Below are 22,837 nucleotides of genomic sequence, written 5' to 3'. Positions count from 1 at the left end.
TATGTTAATGCCTAAAAGAACCAAATGGAGAAAGCAGCAAAAAGGGCGTAACCGCGGTAAGTCTTTCAGAGGTAATAAGATCGAATTTGGTGATATTGCGATCAAAGCCATTGAAGGTGGTAGAATTGATTCTCGTCAGATCGAAGCAGCACGTATTACTATGACTAGAAAAATTAACAGAACAGGTAAGACTTGGATCAGGGTTTTCCCAGATAAGCCTTTAACTGCCAAGCCACTTGAAACAAGAATGGGTAAAGGTAAAGGCGCTGTTGATAAATGGGTTATGAATATCAAGCCAGGAAGAGTTATTTTTGAAATGGCAGGTGTTGAAGAAGATCTCGCAAGAGAAGCTTTGACGCTAGCAATTCATAAAATGCCGTTCAAGTGTAAAATCATTACAACAAAGGATAGCAATGAACTATATTGATTTGAAAGATAAAAGCGTTGCTGATCTTGAGGCAATGCTTAAAGAAAAGAAACTTGAGTTGTTTACGTTAAATGCAAAGCAAAAGACAATGCAATTAACAAACACTTCTGAGTTAAGAGTAGCGAAAAAAGATATCGCTAGAATCCAGACAGCACTCACTGCTGCTAGATCGAAGTAAGGGGTCATTTATGCCAAAAAGACAAATAACAGGTACTGTGATTAAAAAGGCCGGAGACAAAACTGCAACTGTATTGGTTGAAAGACGTGTACTTCACCCAAGATATCACAAAACAGTAAAAAGATTTAAGAAATATCTTATTCACGATGAGAAAAATGATATTAATGTTGGAGATACAGTAACTGCAGTTGAATGTAGACCACTTTCCAAAACAAAAAGTTTCAGACTTCTTGAAATCGTGAAGAGAGGAGAAGTGTAATGATCCAAGGTTTTACTAGATTAAATGTAGCAGACAACTCTGGTGCAAAAGAGATTATGTGTATCAAGGTTCTTGGTGGATCTAAGAGAAGATATGCATCTGTAGGTGACGTTATCGTAGCTTCTGTAAAGAAGGCACTCCCAACTGGTAAAGTGAAAAAAGGTAAGGTTATTAAAGCGGTTGTTGTTAGAACTAAAAAAGAGATCCAAAGAGAAAATGGTTCACTTATTCGTTTTGATGACAATGCTGCAGTGATCATTGACGACAAAAAAGAGCCAATAGGTACTCGCATCTTTGGTCCAGTAAGTCGTGAAACAAGATATGCAGGATTCATGAAAATTGTATCACTTGCACCGGAGGTATGGTAATGGCGAAAACATTCAAAATCAAAAAAGGTGATCAGGTAATGGTTATCGCTGGTGATGATAAAGGTAAGACAGGAGAAGTTATTCAGGTTCTTACTAAGAAAGATGCTGTGATCGTTGCAGGTTGTAAAATGGCTAAAAAAGCTGTGAAACCAAGCGAGCAGAACAAAGAGGGTGGATTTGCAAATGTTGAAATGCCTATCCATATCTCCAATGTAAAAAAAGTAGAGGCATAATCTTATGAGTAGAATGAAGCAAAAGTACAATGACATCGTTCCTGCACTACGTGAAGAGTGTGGAGTTTCTAATCCGATGCAGACACCTAAGCTTGAAAAGATCGTTATCTCTGTGGGTGCAGGTGAAGAGGGGAAAGACTCTAAGCTCATTGCAAACATGACAGATACTATCTCACTTATTGCTGGTCAAAAGGCAGTAGTGGTAAATGCTAAGAAATCTGTTGCAGGATTTAAGGCAAGAGAAGGTGCCCCTTCTGGGATTAGAGTAACACTTAGAGGTGCAAATATGTATAACTTCTTTGATAAACTCGTATCTATTGCACTTCCAAGAGTAAAAGACTTTAGAGGTACCCCTAGAAAAGGTTTTGACGGACGCGGTAACTATAACTTCGGTCTTCAGGAGCAACTAATGTTCCCAGAAGTTGAGTTTGACAACATCATTAAAACACATGGTATGAACATTACGATTGTAACAAGTACTGAAGATGACAAACAAGCATTTACACTTCTTGAGAAGCTGGGAATGCCTTTTGCTAAAGGGAGAAACTAATGGCTAAGAAATCAATGATCGCTAAGCAGAAGAGAAAAGCAAAATTTTCAACTCAGGCGTATACAAGATGTAATATTTGTGGTAGACCTCACTCAGTATACAGAGACTTCGGTCTTTGCCGTGTGTGTTTAAGAAAAATGGCTAACGAGGGATTGATCCCTGGTATGCGTAAAGCAAGCTGGTAAGGAGAAGAACAAGATGATGACAGATATAATTGCAGATTCTCTTACTCGTATAAGAAATGCTGCGCAAAGAAGACTAGACGTTACAACACTTCTTCACTCTAAAACAATTGAAGCAACTGTATCTATTTTTGTAGATAAAGGTTACCTTGAGAGTTTCAAAGTGAAAGAAGATGGAAATAAAAAAACAATTAAAGTGGTTCTTAAATATGACGACAATGAAAAAAGCGTGATTAATGAGATCAAAAAGATATCTAAGCCTGGTAGACGTGTTCACCAAGGTAAAGATGATATCAGAACATTTAAAAATGGTTACGGTACTTTGGTAGTTTCAACTAGCCAGGGTGTGCTTGCTAATGACGAAGCGTTTAAACGTGGAATCGGTGGCGAAGTAATCTGTAGTATTTGGTAAGGAGACAAGATGTCAAGAATAGGAAAAAGACCAGTAACTGTCGCAAGCGGTATTGATGTATCACTCGACGGTACGACTCTCGTGGCTAAAAAAGGCAATCTTGAAAAAAGACTTGAAACACATGGTAGAGTCGGAATCAGTATTGATGGTTCAGAAGTAACTTTTGAAAGAAAAGGTGATGAAAAGCAGGACGCAGCGTTCTGGGGAACATACAGAGCACTTTTCAACAATATTATCATTGGTCTAGATAAAGGTTTTACGAAATCTTTAGAGATTAACGGTGTAGGTTACAGAGCATCTGTTCAGGGTAAAGTATTGAATCTTCAACTTGGTTTCTCTCATGATGTCAATTTTGATATTCCTGAGGGACTTGAAATTAAGGTTGATAAGAATGTCATTACAATCAACGGTAGCGATAAGCAGGCAGTTGGTCAAGCTGCAGCAGAGATCAGAGCATTCAGACCGCCAGAGCCATACAAAGGCAAAGGTGTGAAGTACACAGATGAAGTGATCATCAGAAAAGCTGGTAAAGCAGCTGGTAAGTAAGGGGCGATAGTATGTTAAAAAGTATTCAAAAAAGAAAAAATAAACTTCGCGCTCAAAGAAAAGCGAGGGTGAGAGGTAAGGTCTTCGGTACAGATACTCTTCCTAGATTGTCTGTTTACAAGTCTAACAAATATTTCTATGCTCAAGCGATCAATGACACTACCGGTGTTACATTGGCTTCTGTAGATGGTAGAAAACTTGGTTTAAAATCTAACCAGGAAGATGTGAAAAAAGTAGCTGCTGAGATGGCTAAAAATCTTGCTTCTAAAAACATTGAGAATGTTGTTTTCGACAGAAATGGTTACCTTTACCACGGTGTTGTTGCGTCATTTGCTGATGCACTTAGAGAAGCCGGAATCAAGTTTTAAGGAAGCATGATGCAAAACAATAATCATAATGAAGAAATTGAAAAAGAATTTGAAGAAGTAATCGTTAATATCGGGCGTGTTACCAAAGTTGTAAAAGGTGGTAGAAGATTCAGATTTACCGCACTTGTCGTTATTGGTGACAAAAAAGGTACTGTAGGATACGGATTTGGTAAAGCCAAAGAAGTGCCTGATGCGATTAAAAAAGCGGTAGATGATGCGCATAAAAACCTTGTAAAAGTAAATATCAAGGGAACAACAATTGCACATGATATTGAACACAAGTTCAATGCAAGTAGAATTGTTCTTAGACCGGCATCTGAGGGTACAGGTGTTATCGCCGGTGGTGCTGCCAGACCAGTACTTGAGCTTGCAGGCATCCAAGATGTTCTCAGCAAATCAATCGGTTCTAACAACCCAAATAACCTGGTAAGAGCAACAATTCAAGCACTTACTAGAATCAAAGCGTAAGGGGTAAAGTATGGGTTTACATAATTTACAACCGGCACCAGGATCAACGAAGAATAGAAAAAGAGTTGGTCGTGGTCAAGGTTCAGGAACAGGTAAGACGGCTGGACGCGGTAACAAAGGTCAAAAAGCTAGATCTGGTTACAGCAGAAAAAGAGGTTTCGAAGGTGGACAAATGCCACTTTACAGAAGATTACCTAAGATCGGTTTCACTTCTAAAATTGAGAAACCGTATGTGATCAATGTAGAAAAGATCAAAGCAATCGCTGAGCTTGATGAAATTACTCTTGAGAGTATTGCATCTGTTCATAAATTGCAGAAAACAGTAAAAAAAGTGAAGTTGATCGGTGCATCAGCTAAAGCACTTGCATCTAAGATCAAAGATGAAGCTGTAACAACAAGCGGAAAATAAGATGAGTAACGCTTTAACTCAAAAAATCCTAATTACTTTAGGATTTCTATTTGCGTACAGAGTTTTAGCTTATGTTCCTACACCAGGTGTTGATTTGGCTGTTATCAAAGAGTTCTTTGATAGCAACTCAAACAATGGTTTGGGAATGTTAAATATGTTCAGTGGTGGCGCTGTTTCACGATTGAGTATTATCTCCTTGGGTATTATGCCTTACATTACTGCCTCCATCGTTATGGAACTTCTTGCAGCAACTTTTCCCGGTTTAGGACAAATGAAAAAAGAGCGTGACGGTATGCAAAAATATATGCAGATCATTCGTTATTTTACTATTTTCATTACTGTAGTACAGGCTATTGGTGTCTCTATGGGACTTCAAAGTATGACCGGACGTGCAGGTGAAAGTGCAGTGACGATTGACCCTATGACATTTACTGTTTTGGCAACATTCTCTATGTTGACAGGAACTATGTTGTTGATGTGGATCGGTGAACAAATCACACAAAAAGGTATTGGTAACGGTATTTCTTTGATCATCTTTGCCGGGATTGTTTCCCGATTACCCTCTGCTATTGGTAATACGATCAGAGCAGTGAATGCAGGAGAGATGAATTTCCTGGTAGTTTTGGCTATTTTGGCAATTATACTTATTACGATCCTGACAATTATTTATGTAGAACTTGGAGAGAGAAGAGTACCTATCTCATATTCAAGAAAAACGATCATGCAGAATCAAACAAAGAGAGTTATGAACTATATCCCTGTTAAAGTGAATCTTTCAGGAGTTATTCCTCCTATCTTTGCTTCGGCAGTTTTAATGTTCCCTCTGACTGTACTTAAAACAAGTACTAATCCTGTGGTTATGGCAATAGCAGATACATTGTCTCCAGGTGGATTGGTATTTAGTTTGGCTACATTCATCCTCATTATCTTTTTTGCATTTTTTTATGCTTCTATTGCTTTTAATGCAAAGGATATTGCAGACAACCTTAAAAGACAGGGTGGCTTTATCCCGGGAGTAAGACCCGGTGAGCATACTAAGGAGTTCTTGAATGAAGTTGCCAGTAGGTTAACAGGATCAGGTGCAATCTATCTAGCTATTATCGCAACTGTCCCATTTGCATTGATCTCCGGTATCGGTGCGAGTTTCTACTTCGGAGGCGTCTCTGTACTGATCATCGTGCAGGTAGCGCTTGATACGATGAGAAAAATAGAGGCACAAAGAACTATGAACCAATACGATACTTTAGGTAATGTAGGTCTATAATGGCTATTGCTATTAGAAAACCAGATGAAATCGCTAAGCTGGCAGCAGCTGGCGAGATTGTTGGAAAGACACTCAAGTATCTTCAAAATCTTGTTAAACCAGGTATGACACTTTCTGAGATCGATGCATTAGGTGAAGCCTATATCCGTGACCACGGTGCAGTACCATCATTTAAAGGACTTTACGGATTTACCGGTTCAGTGTGTACCTCACTTAATGAAGTCTGTATTCATGGTGTCCCAGATGAAACTGTCGTAAAAGAGGGTGATATTCTAGGTCTGGACATCGGTACAAAACTAGATGGTTATTTTGGGGATGCAGCAATTACAATGGCTGTAGGTAAAATATCGCCTGAAGACGAAGCATTGATAAGCTGCTCTAAAGGGGCACTTTACCATGCTATTGAGGTGATAAAGCCCGGTATGCGTTTTAAAGAGTTGACTAAAATTCTTGAAGACTATATTACAGAAGCAGGATTTGTACCGTTGCGCGATTATTGTGGTCATGGTATTGGAACGAAACCACATGATGAACCCAATATCCCCAACTATCTTGAAGGTAAGCCAAATCAAGGACCTAAAATCAAAAATGGTATGGTCTTTTGTTTGGAGCCTATGGTATGTCAAAAGAGTGGACACCCTGTACTGCTTGAGGATCAATGGTCAGTTATTAGTGACGATCAATTAAGAACTGCACACTATGAACACCAAGTTGCTATTGTAGACGGGAAGGCCGTTATTTTGACTGAGGCTTAGGCTTCACGATTTGAACACAAAAGTTAAATATACATACGTATTAAATTCATAAAGGAACAGATACATGGCTAAAGATGATGTAATTGAGATTGACGGTAAAGTAGTTGAAGCATTACCAAATGCAACATTTAGAGTAGAACTTGACAACGGGCATATTGTACTTTGTCATATTGCAGGTAAAATGCGTATGCACTATATTAAGATTCTTCCGGGAGATACTGTAAAAGTTGAACTTACTCCATACAGTCTTGATAAAGGTCGTATTACTTTTAGATACAAATAAGGGTAGGGTGCTGTAATGCACAGCACCAAATCCATTCTAATTATGGACGTCAAGAGACAGCATTCCCCATATTTTCTCACCTTAAACTTTATATAAGAAAAAATTAATAAATATTTCGGTATAATCCTCCTCCCTAAAACTATTAGGCTTTAGGAAACTGCGCGAAGAATCTTTGATTAATTCGCACCGATTACTCAAGGGTTGGATAGTGAAACTTCATCTATCCACGCAAAATAAAGGTAGAAATACCTAGGTGTATGAATGTAAAGTTCAAAATAATTTTCAAGCGACTAGTCGCGTGAGCCACCTGCTGAAGGTGACATAGCGTCAGCGTAGTGTGTGGGGCTTTTGCTCCATATGCGTATATATTAAAAGGACAGCCACATGAAGGTTAGACCATCAGTAAAGAAAATGTGTGATGATTGTAAAATCATTAAACGCAAGGGTATCGTACGCGTGATTTGTAAAAATCCAAAACATAAACAGAGACAAGGATAAACATGGCACGTATTGCAGGTGTTGATTTACCAAAGAAAAAGAGAATGGAGTATGCACTTACTTACATTTATGGTATAGGTCTTACAACGTCAAGAAAAATTCTTGACAGAACAGGTATAGACTATAATAAAAGAGTTCATGAACTAACTGATGCAGAAGCAGCAGTAATTCGTAATGATATTCAAGATAATGTAATGGTTGAAGGTGATCTTCGTAAGAAAGTAACACTTGACATTAAAGCATTGATGGATCTTGGTTCATATAGAGGTCTAAGACACAGAAGAGGTTTACCTTGTCGTGGACAAAAAACAAAGACAAATGCGCGTACTAGAAAAGGTAAGCGTAAGACTGTCGGCGCAGCGTAAGGAGTAGCAAAATATGGCTAAGAAAAAAGTAAAAAAGAGTATTGCTAAAGGTGTAGTGTACGTTGCTGCAACATTTAACAATACTGTCATTACAGTAACAGATGAGATGGGAAATGTTATCTCTTGGAGTTCTGCCGGAGCACTAGGATTTAAAGGTTCTAAGAAGTCAACACCGTTTGCTGCTGCTGAAGCAGTAGCAGATGCTATGACAAAAGCAAAAGAGAATGGTATTAAAGAAGTAGGGATTAAAGTTCAAGGCCCTGGTTCCGGTAGAGATACAGCAGTAAAAGCGATCGGTGCTACAGAAGGTATCACTGTATCATTCCTTAAAGATATTACACCACTACCACATAATGGTTGTAGACCACCTAAGAAGAGAAGGGTATAAGCATGGCAAGATATAGAGGTCCAGTTGAAAGACTAGAAAGAAGACTTGGCGTTGATCTTGGATTAAAAGGTGAGAGAAGACTTGCCGGTAAATCTGCATTGGAAAAAAGACCATATGCTCCAGGACAACATGGACAAAGAAGAACAAAGATCAGTGAATACGGTCTTCAACTTCAAGAGAAGCAAAAAGCGAAGTTCATGTATGGTGTTTCTGAAAAACAATTTAGAGCACTATATAAAGAAGCAAACTCAAAAGAGGGGAATACCGGTGCTATCCTTATTCAACTTCTTGAGCAAAGACTTGACAACGTAGTATACAGAATGGGTTTCGCGACGACTAGAGCATCTGCCAGACAATTTGTAAATCACGGACATGTACTTGTTGACGGAAAGAGAGTAGATATTCCTTCATACAGAGTAAAAGCAGGTCAAAAGATCGAGATTAGAGAAAAAAGTAAAACGAACCCTCAGATCCTTAGAGCAATCGAATTGACTAACCAGACCGGTATGGTTGAATGGGTTGATATGGATAAAGAAAAACTTTTCGGATTATTCACTAGAATTCCAGAAAGAGAAGAAATCGCAATCCCAGTTGAAGAGCGTCTAATCGTCGAGCTTTACTCTAAATAATACATAAGTAAAGGCTAGTTAATGAGAAAAATTAAAGTTGCACCATTTATGCCGACAGAGGTAGCAGTGAACGAGATCAGCGCAAACCGTGCTGAGATCATTGCTTATCCTTTTGAGAGCGGTTATGCTGTTACGCTTGCACATCCCCTGAGAAGACTTATTTTAGGATCTTCTATAGGATACGCACCAATTTCTGTAAAGATTGAAGGTGCTGCACATGAGTTTGATAATGTTAGAGGTATGCATGAAGATGTTGCTGTATTTATCATCAATCTTAAGAATATTCGTTTTAAGATTAAAGATGAGAGTGACAAGGTAGAACTTAAATACAGTTTCTCCGGACATAAAGAGGTAACAGCACAAGATCTTAATAATGATCAGATTGAAGTTGTAAACGGAGATATCCCTCTTGCAACACTTAATGAAGATGCAGAACTCAACTTTACTGTTGTGATTTCAAAAGGGATCGGTTATGTACCGAGTGAAGATCTTAGAGATGAGGTGGCAGCAGATTCAATCGCACTAGATGCTTTCTTTACTCCGGTACGAAAAGCGAATTATAAGATTGAACCGGTTCTTGTTGAAGACAATCCAAACTTTGAGAAGATTACATTTGACATTGAAACAGATGCTCAGATTGGTCCGGTTGAAGCATTTACAAATGCATTGGAAGTGATGAATAAGCAACTTTCTGTTTTTAACGGTGTACTTGATGTAGATATCTCTGCGACACCAGTAAAAAGAAACAGTGATGACAGCGAGCTCAAACCTTTCTTGCAAACTGTAGACAGTTTGGGGCTTAGTGCCAGATCATTCAACTCACTTGACAGAGCGGGGATGAAATTCCTTGGTGAATTGGTGCTGATGAGTGAAAATGAGATCAAAAATATCAAGAATCTTGGTAAAAAATCTCTTGATGAGATTAATGAGTGTCTTGTTGAACACGGATTTGGTTCTGATTTTGAACTCGCAGATGTTACAAGAGCAAATCTTGTAAAGAAAATAGAACAACTTAAAGCATAAAGCTTTAGGTTTTAATGTAAAAGGACGAACATGAGACATAAGCATGGTTACCGTAAATTAAACAGAACGTCTTCTCACAGAGCAGCGCTTCTTAAAAACCTTTCTATTGCTTTGACAAAAGAGGGTAGAATCGAGACGACATTACCAAAAGCTAAAGAGCTTAGATCTTACTATGAAAAGCTTATAACAAAAGCTTCTACTGGTGATTTCAATGCACACAGAGCTATTTTTGCAATGCTACAACACAAAGAGATTACAAATACTATTGTGAATGAAATTGCACCAAAGTATGCAGACAGAAACGGTGGATACACGCGTATCATTAAAACACGTATGAGAAAAGGTGATGCAGCACCTATGGCAATTATTGAATTAATCTAATTCATTTGCATCTGCAACCCCTGTATTTCAAGGCTTTTGCCTTGGGTACGACATTAAAATTCAGAATCCCATAAATTACATTGACAAAATAACACTTTTAGTGTATAAACAGCTATAAAGTCTAGTACTCCACAGAGTTTTACTAGCTTTTTGTTATAATATTATTAATTAGGCATCATATTTTGATGCTACAGTAAGGAGAAATATTGATCCCGTTTACAGATGAAGAATTAGAGCCTGCAGTAAAAGATGTCATAGAAAAAGTCAGACCTTCTATTAAGTTGGATGGTGGCGATATTGAATTGGTTGCTATTAAAGACGGTGTGGTTTATGTACAGTTGCAAGGTGCCTGTGTTGGATGTGGGAGTGCAGGTACAACTATCAAATTTGGTGTAGAGAGACAACTTAAAACATTGATACACCCGGAAATAGCAGTGATGTCAGTACCCCAGGGTTGGGAAGATAAATTGGATCAATTAGGTTAAAATGCGTAAAATTAGTCAAGATTTATTATTGCAAAGAGCAGAGAGCGAATTTCTTAATGGTGATTACAGCAATGCGTTAAGGTCTTATGGATTGATATTAAAAGATTATCCTTTGCTTGATGAAGCAAAAATAGGTGTATATTTAAGTGATCTGGGTACAGAAAGCGAAGAAGAGGCACAGGCACTATTTGATTATTATCAAGTGATCAAAAGTGAAAAAGAGAATGCTGTAGAGATTATAGACGGGCTTATAGACTCGCTGGACAGTTCCAAACACAAACTGCAGGAGCTCTTGCTTGATCCGTTACAGGAGCAGGTGGAATTTGAAGATGGTATACGCTACAGTGATTTCCTGAAATTGATCGAGAGTAGAGGCAGCTTTAGAAAAGCATTTGAAGATATTATGTTCTCTACAAAAGTGGTGATTACAGATAAAGATGAATTTATTGATTTTGTGATGCAGTTAGCCAATGAAGGGTTCGATGAAATGGCTTTAGGGTATCTTGATGCAACTACAAGTCTGTTTGGTGATGATCAGGATGTATTGGCACTCTATAATGTGGTAAGAGGAGTCAGGAAGTGAAACTCGACTTTAATCAGAAAGGGTATGCCTTTCTGAGTGATGATACCAACGTATTGGATGCCCGTACGCTTTTTTTAAAAACGGTACAAAATACGCATTACTATGAGAAACTTGATTCCAAACCACCATGCATAACACCTGCAGAGCTTATGTTGCTTTGGGGTCTTGAGGAAATGAAAGTGGTAGGTGTGACCGGAACAAACGGTAAAACAACCGTAACGGCGGCTATTTACTCTTTCTTGCTTGACCTGGATGAGAAACCTGCCTTACAAGGGACACGTGGTTTATTTGCGCAGGAGAAACGTATAGAAGCCAAGAGTATGACTACTCCTTCTATTTTGGAGACACTGCATAATATGAAACAGACCTCAGATCTTGGATGTAATTATTTCATTATGGAAGTAAGTTCACATGCCATAGACCAAAAGCGTATAGAGGGACTGAAGTTTGCATTGAAAGTACATACGAATGTGACTTCTGACCATTTGGATTATCACGGTACAGTAGAGGAGTATAGGCGTGTAAAGAGTCTCTTCTTTGCAGATGAGACACCCAAGATACTGAATAAAGATGATATTAATCATATTACCTATAATCCTAAAAATGCACAAAGTTATGGTGTAGACGAACCTGCAACCTTTAAAGTACAGGCATTCTCTTTATTGCACGGGATTACAGCAGGGATCAAACATATGCAGGAAGAAGCGACGTTTCATTCTCCTATGGTAGGGCTTTTTAATCTTTTTAACCTTATGGCAGCCATAGGATCTGTACAGATGTTAACAAAGCGCCCCATCCAAGAGATCTGTGACGTGGTAGAGAATTTTGCCGGAGTGGCAGGTCGTATGGAAGTTGTCTCACGAGACCCGCTTGTGATCGTTGATTTTGCCCATACCGATGATGGGATACATGTTGTACTGGAATCTATGAAAGACAGAGATATCTCTGTAGTTTTTGGTGCTGGAGGAAACCGTGATAAGGGAAAACGTCCACGCATGGGAGCAGCGGCAGGCAGATATGCCAACAAGATCTATGTCACTTCAGACAACCCGCGTGATGAAGTACCAGAACAGATACTTGAAGATATTCTTGTAGGACTTGTGGGTAAAGAGAATGTCACTGCGTGTCCAGATAGAAAACTTGCTATTAAAATGGCGCTTGATGCACTTGAGAAGAATGAAGTCTTACTAATTCTTGGTAAAGGGGATGAAGATTATCAGGAGATTAAAGGGGTGAAATATCCTTTTGATGATCGTGAGGTTGTTAGAGGGTTATTGGATATTCAATAAGCTTTTGTAGGGTGTTGTGCCCTCACAACACCCTACGCAATATTCATCTCAAACTTCTCCCCAGTCTCTTGTGTATGTTTATAGAGTCTCCATGCATGTATTATCTGCCATGCCATCCATCCAAATGAGAGTATGGTTAATACACCTGCTAAAAAAATAAATAGATTTATAAACAGTGACAATATAAAAGTGACAAGTGTTGCCAAATGAATGTAAAGATGTTTCATCGCTGTTTTAGGGTGGATGACTTCGTGCATCATGGGTGCGGTGAAGTAGCCTTGGCTGTTAAGGTGAAACCATGTTAAAAATGGAACTATCTTGTAAAACATCGCAAAGACAATACTCAGGGCAAAGGATGCAAAAAAGAGGTAAGTAGAACTTTTTACCCATGACAACTCTGTAAAGTTTGTCATAACCAGTGTTAACATGCTTAAAATCAAACTGCTAAGTCCCAGACGCCAGAACCATACTGTAGCATCGGTTAAGGGTCGTTTTCTTTGTGTCAATCTTTTAAGTGTCAAGAGGGCATAGCCTATCAAGAGTAAAGCAAGTAGTGTATTTGATACTGCCCATATATTAGGATTAAATAATCCTGTGATGGTTGTGATGACAAGTAGCGTTAAAAGTGTCAATGGCAGATATTTACTGACAAGTTTTGGGTAGGGCGGTGTGACATAGAACATCTCTATGACCTGGAATGAAATAGAGATAATAAGCAGTGCTATCCAGCCAAAAAGTCCAAAAGAGTAGTGGGCTGTTTTGATCTGAGTATAATAACTTCCTTCAAATAAACCGCTTAACGTTCCTGTCATATAGAGTGCCAGAAGAACGACGATTGCCAAAGAAGCCAGGGCTGTCAACATTCCCCTGGATGAGCTGCTCTGGTTAGGAAGTTTTACAAGGTTACTAAGCATAATAATCGTGATAAAAAGAATACTTCCTCCAAGTAAAAGTGATGCTACCGTAAAAAGCCACGGAGAAGAGAAGTTAAAGGCTAAAAGTAGAGCAGTCACACCTAAGACAAAAGGATATTGTACAAGATTTGCTTTCTTGATGGGGGAAGTAAGCGTTACTCCTGCTATAACCGGAAGCATTTGAAAAAGTGCAGCGAACATAAAAGACAACATGACACCCAGTGTCAAGGTATGTGTCAAGATAACCGCTTTCATACTGTGTGCATCAAAGATTACTGTTTGAAAAAAGAGTATGAGTATGCCGGCAAGGATGCCAAAGAGTGCACCAGAAAGAAAGAAACGAAAAACTACTGAAATAGGAGGCGCTTGATCGAGAGAGAGACCGTTTTGGCTAAACATGACTCTCAATCAGCTCATTTAAACGAATATTAGGATTTTTGCAAATAAATATATGCCAAATGCCTTTGTTATCTTCTTTGCTTAATGCTTGAAAATGCTGTTCACTGGCAAGATCAAGCAACGGTATAGGGTTCTTACGATGGATCATATAGAAATAGTTTGTTTCATTCAGTTCTCTTAATGCGTGTATAGCATGCTCAAGAGGTTTTGGATGTTCCAATTCTCTTGCGTCAAGTAGGATTTCTTTTAACTGTTGCATCTACTTTAAAGCTCTACTTTTTGCATTTTTTCTAATGTATCTGTTTTAAGTTCCGGAGGAAGTACTCTGTCACACATCGAGTAAAGCATCTGTTCTTCTTTCATATTGTGCTGCTGAAGAAGGATCATCATGGACTCACAAAGAGAGAGATAAGCATCTTTGTCCTGTGATTCCACAGCCTCTGCCAATTTCCCTATGAGACCTTTCACCTGCTCATGTTCATAACGCATAACTTGCGTAGGTCCCTCACTGCTTCCGGTCTGTGTTTCGAATGCCGGGAAAAGCTCCTCCTCTTCTCGTTTAAAGTGTCTGAGTGTATCATTTGAAAAAATTAGGAACTTCTCTTCTGTTTCAGCCCAGTCTCCTTTTGCCGCTGCCTGTTCTGCTGCTGCAAATTCTGTATCGCAGTCTCTGTGTTCTTGTGTCATAAATTGTGAAATAATCATCTTTTAACCCTTTGTAATTGTTATCATTGTATCCCAAAGCTCAGTAGAGAGTAAAATTTTCTCAACACGTGCCTGCCAGAGTCTTCCAAACTCTTTTTTCTCTTCAGGTGTTGCCAGCCCTTGCATGCATTTACCCATAAGCGGTTGCATCATAGGGTCACCAGGTACCATAGATGAATCATAACTGAGTGTAACACTCTGATTCGTGTCTGTACGTGTGAGTTTTACTTCCCCATCTATGGGAACGTCGTAATTGACAAGGTTGTTTCTTGACATTTTCCCATTGAGTCCTTTGAATCCACCTGCACCGTTGGCTCCGGCAATAAAAGAGATGACATTACAGATCACACCGGTAACTCCCTCTGCTTCACTTTCTCTCATAGAGATATGGATGTTCCCTCTTTGTGGCAGTTCTGTGCCGTAGAGAGCTTTGAGACCATGGAGTGCCATAAGGTATGCACCTGCTACTGTAGGACAGGAGTGCCCTGCGAGTTTGACACACTCAAGATAGCTGATCTGCAGCTTCCCCTCTTCAAATGCTCCTAAAAAATCACTGAGTGGATCTTGAAGATCGATGGAGGGGACTTTGTCAAAAAAATCAGGATATTTCATAGTTTTTCCTAGTGATTGAATTAAGGGGATTATAGTCAAAAAAAGTAAATTGTAGATTGATATTTATCAAGAATTAAGCAAATAGGAGTAAAATACTCTCAATTAAACTGATTCTAAGCCAAGTGTGAAGATTTAGTGAGAGGAATTGAATAGGAGCTTTACTTCTGTTCAAGAAGAATAATTTTCAAAGGATTACTATGATGCCAGGTGTACCACAACCAGCGTTCTATATATTTAAATGTCAGCAGTCAGCACCTCCGGGGATGCCAAAACCAAGCTGCGTAAGTCAAAATGACCCAGAATCTCAGCAACTTTTCCAACATTTGGCACAGTCTCTTATGATGAAAGGGATCATCGGTACAGTACAGCCTATCCAAACAGGCTGTCTGAACCGTTGTCAACAAGGTCCTGTAATGCTTGTAGAGCCAGGACATACGATGTATGTAGGCTTGACCAAAGAGAAGATAGACAGGATCATTGATGAGCATATTATCGGTGGCAATGTAGTACAGGAATATGTGATCCCTGATGAAATGTGGGGTGAGCCTGTACAACCATCCGAGATGGCCAGATAGTTTAAGGGTACCTCTAATAATAGGTACCTTTTATTGTTTTGGTGGGTTGGATCAAAGGTATATCCTTCGGTAAAACCCCATCCTACTGTTCTGCACAAATCTTCCACAATTTCAGTATAATATAGTTATAGGTGGGATTTTGCTATAATCCCGATAATTAACACATAGGAATATGATTATGAACATCACCATGCTTTATTCTAAATTACATAGAGCTACTGTAACCGATGCAAACCTGAATTATGTAGGTTCTATTACCATCGATCAAAATCTTTTGGATGCTGCAAATATGCGTGTCGGACAAAAAATCGATATTGTCAATGTCAATAACGGTGAACGTTTTTCTACCTACATTATCCCCGGGGAGAGAGACAAAGGCGATATCTGTTTAAACGGAGCAGCTGCAAGAAAAGTGCATAAGGGAGATAAGATCATTATTATCGCTTATGCAACGATGACAGAAGAAGAGGCAGACAAGTATGTGCCCAAGATCGTTATTTTGGATGATGATAACAGTATTGCCCAAGAATTTGAGGGATTAGAATAGTATGCAAAGGTTTTTAAATGTTTGAAGGTCTTGACTTGGGTAATATGGGCAAAATGATGGAGCAGATGCAGGATAAAGCAAAAGAGCTCCAGGAGCAGGCTAAAAATGTGGAACTCACAGCCAAAGCAGGCGGTGGATTGATAGAAGTCAAAGCTAATGGTGCAGGAGAGATCATTGATCTGAATATAGATGAGAGTTTGATGGAAGACAAAGAGTCTTTACAAATATTATTGATCTCAGCAATGAATGATGTCAATAAAATGGTTGAGGACAATAAAAAATCTCAGGCTATTGGAATGATGGGTGGAATGAACCCTTTTGGTTCATAAGTGAAGTATTGATCTATTAAGCTTTGCTGCTGTCTACAAGGTAGTTGAACTCTTTGGAAGATCTCAATGTGTTGACTCTTCTTGCAGTCAATGAATGTTTCCCGTCTTTTTTGACGATCTTTTTAAGTATTGTGCTTATTTTCATCTCGGCTCCTTTTTTGAATTTTGTTCTTTAAGAACATGAAAATTGTAAAGTAAAAGTATTACAAACCTATAACAGGAGAGAAAATGAAAGAACTTTTAGTTGCTATGGAACATGATTCTCTTGTAAAAATGAGAGCTTTGCTTGAGCAGGGGGTTGATCTTGATCAGCCTATTATTATAGGGGAGGAGTATGAACTTGATGAACCTGATGAAATAGGCTTACTTTTTTATGCTATACGTACACAAGCTTCTTTAGAAGCGATCAAACTTCTTTTAGAGTATGGTGTAGATATTTATCAACTTGATAATGATAAGATCTCTGCACTTGATACCGCTATTAAATTCAAACGAAAAGATATTGTACAGCTCTGTATCGATAAAGGTGTGGATCTGAACAGTACCAAAAGAAGAAGCGGTATACTTCCTCTGCTTTTGGCTTCGTGTTTCAATGATACTGAAATGGTAGAACTTCTGCTTGAACATGGCGCAGACTTGAATGCGACAGATGCTTCCGGGATGAGTGCAAAAGATTACGCGAAAAAACTCGGGCAGAAAAAAATGGTAGAATATTTGGATGAAAAAGGTGCCAAGCACAATCTTTACCCAAATGAATGATCCTAGGTTATTCTGAGGTATTTACTTAGCGGGGTAATATAATAATCAAATCGTAATTCATGTAACCATTTTGTAACTAATTTTTTCTATACTTCCTGCACAAAAAACAAACAAGGAAGTTAGAAAATGACAAGAATTAAAATTCAGTACAGTGAGGCACTAAATGACGAATCTTAAAAAAATCTTACTCTCAGCAGCGACAATCGCTACTATGACTACGGCCGCAACGGCAAGCACAGGTTCAGAACTTGCTACACTTAAAGCTCAAATGGCTCAGATGATGAAGAAAATTGAGAAACTTGAAGCACAAAAATCCGGTAAAAATGTTTCTCCTGTGGCAACTATTGCTCCCCAGGGGACACCTGTAGCAGCAAAAGCATCAAAGTTGGCATTTTCAGGAACACACTATATTCATTTTTTAAGCAATAAGGATGTGACTGGACACAGAACCAATAAATTTGGGCTAAGTAGAAACTATGTACAAGTTAAAGGATATTTCTTTGATGATCCAAAAAGTTATATGAGAGTAACTTTGGATGCTAAACAAAACAGTAATTTTGATAAAGGCTCTTTAGATGTAAGAGTGAAGTATGCTTATCTTTATTTAAATAATGTTTTACCGTTTACTGGTGTAGAGCTTGGTTTGGCACATACTCCATGGCTTGACTTTGAAGAGCATCATGGATGGAAATACAGATCTATCAGTGAAACATTTGGTGAGCAACATAATGGCGGACATTTACATACTTCTTCTGACTATGGTGTAAATTTCAAAACAAAAACAGACTACTTTTCTTCTGAACTAGGTGTATTTAATGGAGCTGGTTACCATGGTGTTGAAGATGGCGAAGGGCTAAGGGCTGCATGGAGATTGACAGGGCATCTTTTAGGTACAGGCAAAGGACATGCGCACAGCGATGATACGTATGCAGACGTTTCTTTCTTTGGTCAATATGGTCAAGATGAGAGTAAAGTAGGAGATGCTGATGGTGATTATGTATGGTATGGAGTACATGCAGTGTATAATCAACCTGAATTTCTCTTTGCTGCACAGTATATTAAGGCAGATAAAGCAGATGCAAGCAGAAAAGGTGATGGCTGGTCAGTCAATGGCGAGTTTAGACTTAAAACACTTGCAGACAGCTTGAATGGCTGGAATCTTCTTGGTAGATATGATGACTACACTCTTGACAGTGATGTAGAGAAGAAGACAACCATTGCCGGTATTGCCTATAAATACAATAAAAATGTTGAGTTTGTTGTAGATTATCAAAAAGATGAAAAAGCAGGTAATACAGAAAATGAAAAAGTATTGTTCACAACAGAAGTGAATTGGTAATATTTATTCTCTTCAAACATATAAAAACAAGGTTGATCTGATCAGCCTTCTCTCCAAGGACAGATTAATATCTGTCCCTAGATTATGATCCCTAAATTACTTAGTACGATAATAGTAACAAAATTGTAATACTTTTTTTCTATAATTCTTTCATAACAAAACTGAAGGAAGTTCAATGAATAATATGATCAAAACAGTACTGGGTGCAGCATTTGCCGTAGCCGTTGCATTTTATGCCAACAGTATCATGGGACAGGCCCCTCATGGTGGTTTTCTAGTATTGGCTGCAGTGTTCGGTGCCTATATGGCAATGAATATCGGGGCGAATGATGTAGCAAACAATGTAGGTCCGGCGTATGGTTCCGGGGCTATCTCCATGACTGGGGTGATCATCATCGCTGCTATTTTTGAAGCGATGGGTGCATTGGTTGCCGGTGGTGATGTGGTAGGTACCATTAAAAAAGGTATCATTGACCCCTCAGCATTTGGCGGTGATCCGATGCTCTTTGTCTATGCGATGTCTGCAGCACTGCTTGCTGCAGCACTTTGGCTGAACCTTGCAACATGGCTTAAAGCACCGGTCTCTACTACGCATTCTATCGTCGGTGGTGTTGTGGGTGGTGGTGTTGCTGCAGGTGGCTTTGCCATTATCTCATGGGGAACGATGGGAAAGATCGTTGCCTCATGGATCATCTCTCCTGTATTGGGTGGTGTGATCGCAGCGATATTCCTCTATATTATCAAATCACAGATCCTTTACAAAGAAGACAAACTGAGTGCTGCCAAGAAGATCGTACCTGTTTTGGTAGCCATTATGGCAGGTGCATTCCTGACATACATTACACTTAAAGGGCTTAAGCATGTCTGGCATGACCTGACAGCAGTAATGAGCTTTTTACCGCAGACGAAAAAACCGACTATAGGTATTGCCTTAACCTTTGGTGTGATCGGAGCAGTACTTACTTATGTACTTGTAAAACCAAGAATTGCTTCCAAAGTAGCATCCATGGATAATGTAAGAACAGATATCAATGTACTCTTTGGTATTCCTTTGGTATTTGCTGCTATTTTTCTCTCTTTTGCACATGGTGCAAATGATGTAGCCAATGCAGTAGGACCTCTTGCAGCAGTCAATGATGCATTGACACACCTTGCCATAGCAAAAAAAGCGGCGATTCCTCTCTGGGTGATGGCTGTAGGTGGTCTGGGGATCTCTGTAGGACTTGCACTCTTTGGAGCAAGATTGATCAAAACAGTAGGTTCAGAGATTACAGAGCTTGATCCGATGAGAGCATTTTCCATCATGATGGCAGCCTCTATCACCGTGATCATCGCTTCTCAGCTTGGATTACCGGTTTCCTCTACGCATATTGCAGTCGGTGCAGTGTTTGGTGTAGGATTCCTTAGAGAGTGGATGGACAGCAAAGAAATGGGTGAAAAGCAGCATGCATTACAGACTGAAGTAGATAAGCTCCACGAGATCAAAGCACAACTTGCTGCCTGTACAAATGAAGATCCTGCCAAGAAACTTTCTCTTATTGAGGCACAGAAAGCACAAAAGAAAGTAGTCAAAAAGATCAAAAAAGCTTTGAGGGAAAATTATGTAAAACGCGGTATGGTAAAAAAGATCATAGCGGCATGGGTCATCACAGTACCTGCTGCGGCAGTGTTATCTGCCATCATCTTCTTTGTCATTAAAGGTTTCGCGGTTTAATTTGCTATAATCTCTTTATGCAAAAAGAGATAGAGATCGTCGTTATTGAGGACGAAGAAGATATATTGGAACTTATTGAGTATCATCTTTCCAAAGAAGGTTACTCTGTGACAGGGTTTCTCTCTACCCAGAATGTAGAACAGTTCTTAGAAGAAGAGACTCCTGCTCTTATGTTGGTAGATAGAAATTTGCCTGGTATGGAAGGGAGTGAATTTATTGCCCATCTTCGCCAGACGGGGTATGACATTCCTGTGATCTTCCTTACTGCCAAAGCCAAAGAGTCTGAACTTGAAGAGGGGTTTGAGGCGGGAGGTGATGACTATATGACCAAACCTTTCTCACCCAAAGAGCTTACACTCAGAGTCAAAGCACTGCTTAAACGCTCAGGAGCTCTGCAAAAACAGCAACGTATGAAATATAAGCTCCTTACTATAGATCTGATACAAAAAGAGCTCTATGTAGAGGGGTCTCCTGTTTCACTCACGCCACTTGAATTCAACCTCCTCCATACGTTTATGAAACATGTGGATGAACCGTTAACACGGGATTTTCTGCGTGATGAGGTATGGGGCAGTGAAGGCGATGGGGTCAATGACAATGCAGTCAACGTTGCCATTAACCGTCTTAAAAACAAGATCGATCCCCAAAATACACAGAACTATTTTCATCCTGTATGGGGAGTAGGCTACAAATTTAACTAAAAATATGTCAATAGTGCAAGTGTGGATAGTGCCACATTTCTTAGCTTATCGCTAAAAAATATGTCAATATGACATATTTTTCTTCTCTTACAACTTTTCTCGCTACACTTCCACTATGAATAAATTAGAAACTCTCAAATACTATTTCGGACATGATGCTTTCCGCCCTCTGCAGGAAGAGGTGGTGGATGCCATTTTAAACAAAGAGGATGTGCTGATGATACTTCCAACAGGAGGAGGAAAGTCACTCTGTTACCAACTGCCTACATTGCTGATGGAGGGTATCACAGTGGTAGTCTCTCCACTGCTTGCACTCATGCATGATCAGGTGGTGGCACTCAGAGCCAATGGCATCTCTGCAGCTATGCTAAGCTCCATGCAAGACCTTGATGAGAGCCAGAAGATAGAAGAGCAGCTCAGAAGTGGTGAGATAAAACTGCTCTATGTCGCACCGGAACGTTTGACCAATGCCTATTTTCTCAATCTTCTGCATCAACTCCCCATAAACTTCTTTGTTATTGACGAAGCACACTGCGTGTCAGAGTGGGGGCATGAATTTAGAGAAAACTATAGACGCTTGAGTCTGCTTAAAGAGCAGTTTGCCACCACACCCATAGCAGCCTTTACTGCCACAGCTACCAAAGCAGTAGAGCAGGACATCGCAACAAACCTGGGTCTGGTAGAGCCAAAACGTGTCCGAGGTTCCCTCTTTCGGGAGAACCTGACCATCAATGCAAGACACCGCATCAAAGACGGACGTGCACAGTTGATGGAGTTTTTAAAACTCCATCCCAACGAGTCAGGTATCATCTACACGCTTTCACGTAAATCTACAGAGAACATTGCCTCTTTTTTACAAGGCAAAGGCATAGAGGCAAAAGCCTATCATGCAGGTCTGCCTACCCAAGAGAAAAACAGAACCTATGCAGACTTCGTAGCTGACCGTGTACAGATAGTTGTAGCTACCATTGCTTTTGGTATGGGGATAGACAAGAGTAACATTCGTTTCGTGGTACATATGACCATGCCTAAGACGCTGGAGAACTTCTATCAGGAGATAGGACGTGCAGGACGTGACGGTCTTGAGGCTGAAACCCTGCTGCTTTACTCGGCAGCAGATATCGTGCAGCAAAAGATGTTCATAGAAGACTTACCCGAGACACCTTACAAAGAACATGCCTTCAACAAGCTTGACAGCATGGTACGCTTTGCCAACTCTGAAAACTGCAGACACCAAAGTATTGCCGCCTACTTTGATGACCGTATAGAGTCATGTGGAAACAAATGTGACAACTGTACAGCCCCAGCGTCTGAAAAAGTTGACATTACCACAGCTGCACGCATGATGCTCTCTGCCATTCTTAGAACAGAGCAGAACTTCGGGCTTCACTACATCGTAGATGTACTCAAAGGCAGTAAAGAACAGCGCCTCTTGCAAAATGGACACGACAGCTTGTCAGTGTATGGCATAGGAGACGAATACAGCAAGAGTCAATGGCTTACCATAGGTGACAAGCTTTTAGAGCTTGGTGCCGTTGCCATAGGTGAATTTAAAGTTTACAAGTTGACAGAGTTTGGGGTAGAGGTCATCAAAGGTGCTCACACCATAGACCTCAAAAAAGAGAGACTTACCATACAAAAAGCAGAAGCGAAAAAGAAAGTGACTTACTTTGACGACTACGATGTGGAGATGTACGACAAACTCCGTACATTACGCACACAGATCGCCTCCGAAAAAGGCATTCCGCCTTACATCGTATTTTCAGATAAAACACTTAAAGACCTCTCAAGCAAAGTACCACAAAACAAAGAAGAGATGTTGGAAGTACATGGCATAGGAGAGGTGAAGTTTGAGAGGTATGGGGAGGCGTTTTTGGGAGTCTTGCAAGATGTATAATTT

The 22,837-nt window shown here is 39.6% G+C and carries 37 protein-coding genes; 32 read left to right on the top strand and 5 right to left on the bottom strand.

The window, feature by feature from the left end; genetic code table 11:
- Position 1 precedes the first annotated feature (1 nt).
- From rplP to MVE01_RS10610, 24 genes are all read left to right on the top strand, one after another.
- On the top strand, positions 2-427 hold the full coding sequence (gene rplP, locus MVE01_RS10725) for a 50S ribosomal protein L16 (protein WP_472562178.1): 426 nt from the start codon (positions 2-4) through the stop codon (positions 425-427).
- Positions 414-605 carry a 50S ribosomal protein L29 gene (rpmC, locus tag MVE01_RS10720; RefSeq protein WP_472562177.1) on the top strand — a complete coding sequence of 64 codons (192 nt, stop codon included), beginning with the start codon at positions 414-416 and terminating at the stop codon, positions 603-605. Before rplP ends, rpmC begins: the two co-directional genes overlap by 14 nt.
- A 10-nt stretch (positions 606-615) precedes the next feature.
- On the top strand, positions 616-864 hold the full coding sequence (gene rpsQ, locus MVE01_RS10715; protein ID WP_472562176.1) for a 30S ribosomal protein S17: 249 nt from the start codon (positions 616-618) through the stop codon (positions 862-864).
- Positions 864-1,232, top strand: a complete 369-nt coding sequence (gene rplN, locus MVE01_RS10710) for a 50S ribosomal protein L14 (protein ID WP_309497312.1) — start codon at positions 864-866, stop codon at positions 1,230-1,232. The genes rpsQ and rplN overlap by 1 nt, the downstream gene beginning before the upstream one ends.
- On the top strand, positions 1,232-1,465 hold the full coding sequence (rplX, locus tag MVE01_RS10705; protein ID WP_472562175.1) for a 50S ribosomal protein L24: 234 nt from the start codon (positions 1,232-1,234) through the stop codon (positions 1,463-1,465). Before rplN ends, rplX begins: the two co-directional genes overlap by 1 nt.
- A 4-nt stretch (positions 1,466-1,469) precedes the next feature.
- Positions 1,470-2,015 (top strand): 50S ribosomal protein L5, encoded by a 546-nt coding sequence (rplE, locus tag MVE01_RS10700; protein ID WP_472562174.1) that lies wholly within the window; start codon positions 1,470-1,472, stop codon positions 2,013-2,015.
- Positions 2,015-2,200, top strand: coding sequence for a type Z 30S ribosomal protein S14 (locus tag MVE01_RS10695; protein ID WP_046551842.1), 186 nt, complete (start codon positions 2,015-2,017; stop codon positions 2,198-2,200). Before rplE ends, MVE01_RS10695 begins: the two co-directional genes overlap by 1 nt.
- Before the next feature lie 13 nt (positions 2,201-2,213).
- Positions 2,214-2,609 (top strand): 30S ribosomal protein S8, encoded by a 396-nt coding sequence (rpsH, locus tag MVE01_RS10690; protein WP_472562173.1) that lies wholly within the window; start codon positions 2,214-2,216, stop codon positions 2,607-2,609.
- A 9-nt stretch (positions 2,610-2,618) separates the two neighbouring features.
- On the top strand, positions 2,619-3,155 hold the full coding sequence (gene rplF / locus MVE01_RS10685; RefSeq protein ID WP_472562172.1) for a 50S ribosomal protein L6: 537 nt from the start codon (positions 2,619-2,621) through the stop codon (positions 3,153-3,155).
- Positions 3,156-3,166: 11 nt separating this feature from the next.
- The gene (gene rplR / locus MVE01_RS10680) at positions 3,167-3,523 is read left to right on the top strand and encodes a 50S ribosomal protein L18 (protein ID WP_472562171.1); all 357 of its coding nucleotides are present in this window, start codon (positions 3,167-3,169) and stop codon (positions 3,521-3,523) included.
- 9 nt (positions 3,524-3,532) lie between these two features.
- On the top strand, positions 3,533-3,991 hold the full coding sequence (gene rpsE / locus MVE01_RS10675; RefSeq protein ID WP_067332457.1) for a 30S ribosomal protein S5: 459 nt from the start codon (positions 3,533-3,535) through the stop codon (positions 3,989-3,991).
- Positions 3,992-4,001: 10 nt separating this feature from the next.
- On the top strand, positions 4,002-4,400 hold the full coding sequence (gene rplO / locus MVE01_RS10670) for a 50S ribosomal protein L15 (protein WP_472562170.1): 399 nt from the start codon (positions 4,002-4,004) through the stop codon (positions 4,398-4,400).
- A 1-nt stretch (position 4,401) separates the two neighbouring features.
- The gene (gene secY / locus MVE01_RS10665) at positions 4,402-5,664 is read left to right on the top strand and encodes a preprotein translocase subunit SecY (protein WP_472562169.1); all 1,263 of its coding nucleotides are present in this window, start codon (positions 4,402-4,404) and stop codon (positions 5,662-5,664) included.
- On the top strand, positions 5,664-6,419 hold the full coding sequence (map, locus tag MVE01_RS10660; RefSeq protein WP_472562168.1) for a type I methionyl aminopeptidase: 756 nt from the start codon (positions 5,664-5,666) through the stop codon (positions 6,417-6,419). Before secY ends, map begins: the two co-directional genes overlap by 1 nt.
- 64 nt (positions 6,420-6,483) lie before the next feature.
- Positions 6,484-6,702 (top strand): translation initiation factor IF-1, encoded by a 219-nt coding sequence (gene infA, locus MVE01_RS10655; RefSeq protein ID WP_223891920.1) that lies wholly within the window; start codon positions 6,484-6,486, stop codon positions 6,700-6,702.
- Between the two features lie 384 nt (positions 6,703-7,086).
- Positions 7,087-7,200 (top strand): 50S ribosomal protein L36, encoded by a 114-nt coding sequence (gene rpmJ / locus MVE01_RS10650; protein ID WP_295421135.1) that lies wholly within the window; start codon positions 7,087-7,089, stop codon positions 7,198-7,200.
- A gap of 2 nt (positions 7,201-7,202) precedes the next feature.
- Positions 7,203-7,565 (top strand): 30S ribosomal protein S13, encoded by a 363-nt coding sequence (rpsM, locus tag MVE01_RS10645; RefSeq protein WP_472562167.1) that lies wholly within the window; start codon positions 7,203-7,205, stop codon positions 7,563-7,565.
- A gap of 13 nt (positions 7,566-7,578) precedes the next feature.
- Positions 7,579-7,953, top strand: coding sequence for a 30S ribosomal protein S11 (gene rpsK, locus MVE01_RS10640; RefSeq protein ID WP_472562166.1), 375 nt, complete (start codon positions 7,579-7,581; stop codon positions 7,951-7,953).
- Positions 7,954-7,955: 2 nt separating this feature from the next.
- Complete coding sequence (gene rpsD / locus MVE01_RS10635; RefSeq protein ID WP_472562165.1) at positions 7,956-8,582, top strand: 30S ribosomal protein S4; 627 nt, start codon at positions 7,956-7,958, stop codon at positions 8,580-8,582.
- 21 nt (positions 8,583-8,603) lie between these two features.
- The gene (locus MVE01_RS10630; RefSeq protein WP_472562164.1) at positions 8,604-9,605 is read left to right on the top strand and encodes a DNA-directed RNA polymerase subunit alpha; all 1,002 of its coding nucleotides are present in this window, start codon (positions 8,604-8,606) and stop codon (positions 9,603-9,605) included.
- Between the two features lie 30 nt (positions 9,606-9,635).
- Complete coding sequence (rplQ, locus tag MVE01_RS10625; RefSeq protein WP_472562163.1) at positions 9,636-9,986, top strand: 50S ribosomal protein L17; 351 nt, start codon at positions 9,636-9,638, stop codon at positions 9,984-9,986.
- Between the two features lie 206 nt (positions 9,987-10,192).
- Positions 10,193-10,471 (top strand): NifU family protein, encoded by a 279-nt coding sequence (locus MVE01_RS10620; protein WP_472562162.1) that lies wholly within the window; start codon positions 10,193-10,195, stop codon positions 10,469-10,471.
- A 1-nt stretch (position 10,472) separates the two neighbouring features.
- Entirely contained in the window at positions 10,473-11,054 is a 582-nt protein-coding gene (locus MVE01_RS10615; RefSeq protein WP_472562161.1) for a hypothetical protein, read from the top strand.
- The gene (locus tag MVE01_RS10610) at positions 11,051-12,343 is read left to right on the top strand and encodes a UDP-N-acetylmuramoyl-L-alanyl-D-glutamate--2,6-diaminopimelate ligase (RefSeq protein ID WP_472562160.1); all 1,293 of its coding nucleotides are present in this window, start codon (positions 11,051-11,053) and stop codon (positions 12,341-12,343) included. The genes MVE01_RS10615 and MVE01_RS10610 overlap by 4 nt, the downstream gene beginning before the upstream one ends.
- Positions 12,344-12,375: 32 nt before the next feature.
- On the opposite strand, the gene MVE01_RS10605 is transcribed toward MVE01_RS10610, so the two are convergent.
- Genes MVE01_RS10605 through MVE01_RS10590 form a run of 4 tightly spaced genes read right to left on the bottom strand, consistent with a single transcriptional unit; the run spans position 12,376 to position 14,973 of the window.
- Positions 12,376-13,656 carry a hypothetical protein gene (locus MVE01_RS10605; protein WP_472562196.1) on the bottom strand — a complete coding sequence of 427 codons (1,281 nt, stop codon included), beginning with the start codon at positions 13,654-13,656 and terminating at the stop codon, positions 12,376-12,378.
- Complete coding sequence (locus MVE01_RS10600; protein ID WP_472562159.1) at positions 13,649-13,915, bottom strand: DUF2249 domain-containing protein; 267 nt, start codon at positions 13,913-13,915, stop codon at positions 13,649-13,651. The genes MVE01_RS10605 and MVE01_RS10600 overlap by 8 nt, the downstream gene beginning before the upstream one ends.
- A 5-nt stretch (positions 13,916-13,920) precedes the next feature.
- Complete coding sequence (locus MVE01_RS10595; protein ID WP_472562158.1) at positions 13,921-14,361, bottom strand: hemerythrin domain-containing protein; 441 nt, start codon at positions 14,359-14,361, stop codon at positions 13,921-13,923.
- Between the two features lie 3 nt (positions 14,362-14,364).
- On the bottom strand, positions 14,365-14,973 hold the full coding sequence (locus MVE01_RS10590; protein WP_472562157.1) for a hypothetical protein: 609 nt from the start codon (positions 14,971-14,973) through the stop codon (positions 14,365-14,367).
- 197 nt (positions 14,974-15,170) lie between these two features.
- Here MVE01_RS10590 and MVE01_RS10585 point away from each other — a divergent pair, with 197 nt between their 5' ends.
- The 3 genes from MVE01_RS10585 (at position 15,171) to MVE01_RS10575 (ending at position 16,424) form a co-directional block, all read left to right on the top strand.
- A complete protein-coding gene (locus MVE01_RS10585; RefSeq protein WP_472562156.1) occupies positions 15,171-15,548 on the top strand; it encodes a (2Fe-2S) ferredoxin domain-containing protein in 378 nt (125 codons plus the stop codon).
- 178 nt (positions 15,549-15,726) lie between these two features.
- Positions 15,727-16,095 (top strand): aspartate 1-decarboxylase, encoded by a 369-nt coding sequence (panD, locus tag MVE01_RS10580; protein ID WP_472562155.1) that lies wholly within the window; start codon positions 15,727-15,729, stop codon positions 16,093-16,095.
- Positions 16,096-16,112: 17 nt separating this feature from the next.
- The gene (locus tag MVE01_RS10575; RefSeq protein WP_472562154.1) at positions 16,113-16,424 is read left to right on the top strand and encodes a YbaB/EbfC family nucleoid-associated protein; all 312 of its coding nucleotides are present in this window, start codon (positions 16,113-16,115) and stop codon (positions 16,422-16,424) included.
- A gap of 16 nt (positions 16,425-16,440) precedes the next feature.
- Here MVE01_RS10575 and MVE01_RS10570 read toward each other — a convergent pair whose 3' ends face one another.
- Entirely contained in the window at positions 16,441-16,569 is a 129-nt protein-coding gene (locus MVE01_RS10570) for a hypothetical protein (protein WP_472562153.1), read from the bottom strand.
- Between the two features lie 83 nt (positions 16,570-16,652).
- Between MVE01_RS10570 and MVE01_RS10565 the strand changes: the two genes are divergently transcribed.
- The 5 genes from MVE01_RS10565 (at position 16,653) to recQ (ending at position 22,834) form a co-directional block, all read left to right on the top strand.
- Positions 16,653-17,183, top strand: coding sequence for an ankyrin repeat domain-containing protein (locus MVE01_RS10565; protein WP_472562152.1), 531 nt, complete (start codon positions 16,653-16,655; stop codon positions 17,181-17,183).
- A gap of 163 nt (positions 17,184-17,346) precedes the next feature.
- The gene (locus MVE01_RS10560; RefSeq protein ID WP_472562151.1) at positions 17,347-18,522 is read left to right on the top strand and encodes a hypothetical protein; all 1,176 of its coding nucleotides are present in this window, start codon (positions 17,347-17,349) and stop codon (positions 18,520-18,522) included.
- A 175-nt stretch (positions 18,523-18,697) separates the two neighbouring features.
- Positions 18,698-20,236 carry an inorganic phosphate transporter gene (locus MVE01_RS10555; RefSeq protein ID WP_472562150.1) on the top strand — a complete coding sequence of 513 codons (1,539 nt, stop codon included), beginning with the start codon at positions 18,698-18,700 and terminating at the stop codon, positions 20,234-20,236.
- Between the two features lie 17 nt (positions 20,237-20,253).
- The gene (locus MVE01_RS10550; RefSeq protein ID WP_472562149.1) at positions 20,254-20,937 is read left to right on the top strand and encodes a response regulator transcription factor; all 684 of its coding nucleotides are present in this window, start codon (positions 20,254-20,256) and stop codon (positions 20,935-20,937) included.
- A gap of 115 nt (positions 20,938-21,052) precedes the next feature.
- On the top strand, positions 21,053-22,834 hold the full coding sequence (gene recQ, locus MVE01_RS10545) for a DNA helicase RecQ (RefSeq protein ID WP_472562148.1): 1,782 nt from the start codon (positions 21,053-21,055) through the stop codon (positions 22,832-22,834).
- Positions 22,835-22,837: the final 3 nt, after the last annotated feature.

The sequence above is a fragment of the Sulfurovum sp. genome (genome assembly GCA_026990595.1).
Lineage (GTDB): Bacteria > Campylobacterota > Campylobacteria > Campylobacterales > Sulfurovaceae > Sulfurovum.
Note: the sequence above shows the minus strand (reverse complement) of the source record. Positions and strands in the feature narration are given on the sequence as shown.

Excerpts from the sequence above, each read along its gene's own strand:
- rplP (WP_472562178.1), top strand. The coding sequence starts at position 2 with ATGTTAATGCCTAAAAGAACCAAATGGAGAAAGCAGCAAAAAGGGCGT.
- rpmC (WP_472562177.1), top strand. The coding sequence starts at position 414 with ATGAACTATATTGATTTGAAAGATAAAAGCGTTGCTGATCTTGAGGCA.
- rpsQ (WP_472562176.1), top strand. The coding sequence starts at position 616 with ATGCCAAAAAGACAAATAACAGGTACTGTGATTAAAAAGGCCGGAGAC.
- rplN (WP_309497312.1), top strand. The coding sequence starts at position 864 with ATGATCCAAGGTTTTACTAGATTAAATGTAGCAGACAACTCTGGTGCA.
- rplX (WP_472562175.1), top strand. The coding sequence starts at position 1,232 with ATGGCGAAAACATTCAAAATCAAAAAAGGTGATCAGGTAATGGTTATC.
- rplE (WP_472562174.1), top strand. The coding sequence starts at position 1,470 with ATGAGTAGAATGAAGCAAAAGTACAATGACATCGTTCCTGCACTACGT.
- MVE01_RS10695 (WP_046551842.1), top strand. The coding sequence starts at position 2,015 with ATGGCTAAGAAATCAATGATCGCTAAGCAGAAGAGAAAAGCAAAATTT.
- rpsH (WP_472562173.1), top strand. The coding sequence starts at position 2,214 with ATGATGACAGATATAATTGCAGATTCTCTTACTCGTATAAGAAATGCT.
- rplF (WP_472562172.1), top strand. The coding sequence starts at position 2,619 with ATGTCAAGAATAGGAAAAAGACCAGTAACTGTCGCAAGCGGTATTGAT.
- rplR (WP_472562171.1), top strand. The coding sequence starts at position 3,167 with ATGTTAAAAAGTATTCAAAAAAGAAAAAATAAACTTCGCGCTCAAAGA.
- rpsE (WP_067332457.1), top strand. The coding sequence starts at position 3,533 with ATGCAAAACAATAATCATAATGAAGAAATTGAAAAAGAATTTGAAGAA.
- rplO (WP_472562170.1), top strand. The coding sequence starts at position 4,002 with ATGGGTTTACATAATTTACAACCGGCACCAGGATCAACGAAGAATAGA.
- secY (WP_472562169.1), top strand. The coding sequence starts at position 4,402 with ATGAGTAACGCTTTAACTCAAAAAATCCTAATTACTTTAGGATTTCTA.
- map (WP_472562168.1), top strand. The coding sequence starts at position 5,664 with ATGGCTATTGCTATTAGAAAACCAGATGAAATCGCTAAGCTGGCAGCA.
- infA (WP_223891920.1), top strand. The coding sequence starts at position 6,484 with ATGGCTAAAGATGATGTAATTGAGATTGACGGTAAAGTAGTTGAAGCA.
- rpmJ (WP_295421135.1), top strand. The coding sequence starts at position 7,087 with ATGAAGGTTAGACCATCAGTAAAGAAAATGTGTGATGATTGTAAAATC.
- rpsM (WP_472562167.1), top strand. The coding sequence starts at position 7,203 with ATGGCACGTATTGCAGGTGTTGATTTACCAAAGAAAAAGAGAATGGAG.
- rpsK (WP_472562166.1), top strand. The coding sequence starts at position 7,579 with ATGGCTAAGAAAAAAGTAAAAAAGAGTATTGCTAAAGGTGTAGTGTAC.
- rpsD (WP_472562165.1), top strand. The coding sequence starts at position 7,956 with ATGGCAAGATATAGAGGTCCAGTTGAAAGACTAGAAAGAAGACTTGGC.
- MVE01_RS10630 (WP_472562164.1), top strand. The coding sequence starts at position 8,604 with ATGAGAAAAATTAAAGTTGCACCATTTATGCCGACAGAGGTAGCAGTG.
- rplQ (WP_472562163.1), top strand. The coding sequence starts at position 9,636 with ATGAGACATAAGCATGGTTACCGTAAATTAAACAGAACGTCTTCTCAC.
- MVE01_RS10615 (WP_472562161.1), top strand. The coding sequence starts at position 10,473 with ATGCGTAAAATTAGTCAAGATTTATTATTGCAAAGAGCAGAGAGCGAA.
- MVE01_RS10605 (WP_472562196.1), bottom strand. The coding sequence starts at position 13,656 with ATGTTTAGCCAAAACGGTCTCTCTCTCGATCAAGCGCCTCCTATTTCA.
- MVE01_RS10600 (WP_472562159.1), bottom strand. The coding sequence starts at position 13,915 with ATGCAACAGTTAAAAGAAATCCTACTTGACGCAAGAGAATTGGAACAT.
- MVE01_RS10595 (WP_472562158.1), bottom strand. The coding sequence starts at position 14,361 with ATGATTATTTCACAATTTATGACACAAGAACACAGAGACTGCGATACA.
- MVE01_RS10590 (WP_472562157.1), bottom strand. The coding sequence starts at position 14,973 with ATGAAATATCCTGATTTTTTTGACAAAGTCCCCTCCATCGATCTTCAA.
- MVE01_RS10585 (WP_472562156.1), top strand. The coding sequence starts at position 15,171 with ATGATGCCAGGTGTACCACAACCAGCGTTCTATATATTTAAATGTCAG.
- panD (WP_472562155.1), top strand. The coding sequence starts at position 15,727 with ATGAACATCACCATGCTTTATTCTAAATTACATAGAGCTACTGTAACC.
- MVE01_RS10575 (WP_472562154.1), top strand. The coding sequence starts at position 16,113 with ATGTTTGAAGGTCTTGACTTGGGTAATATGGGCAAAATGATGGAGCAG.
- MVE01_RS10570 (WP_472562153.1), bottom strand. The coding sequence starts at position 16,569 with ATGAAAATAAGCACAATACTTAAAAAGATCGTCAAAAAAGACGGGAAA.
- MVE01_RS10565 (WP_472562152.1), top strand. The coding sequence starts at position 16,653 with ATGAAAGAACTTTTAGTTGCTATGGAACATGATTCTCTTGTAAAAATG.
- MVE01_RS10560 (WP_472562151.1), top strand. The coding sequence starts at position 17,347 with ATGACGAATCTTAAAAAAATCTTACTCTCAGCAGCGACAATCGCTACT.
- MVE01_RS10555 (WP_472562150.1), top strand. The coding sequence starts at position 18,698 with ATGAATAATATGATCAAAACAGTACTGGGTGCAGCATTTGCCGTAGCC.
- MVE01_RS10550 (WP_472562149.1), top strand. The coding sequence starts at position 20,254 with ATGCAAAAAGAGATAGAGATCGTCGTTATTGAGGACGAAGAAGATATA.
- recQ (WP_472562148.1), top strand. The coding sequence starts at position 21,053 with ATGAATAAATTAGAAACTCTCAAATACTATTTCGGACATGATGCTTTC.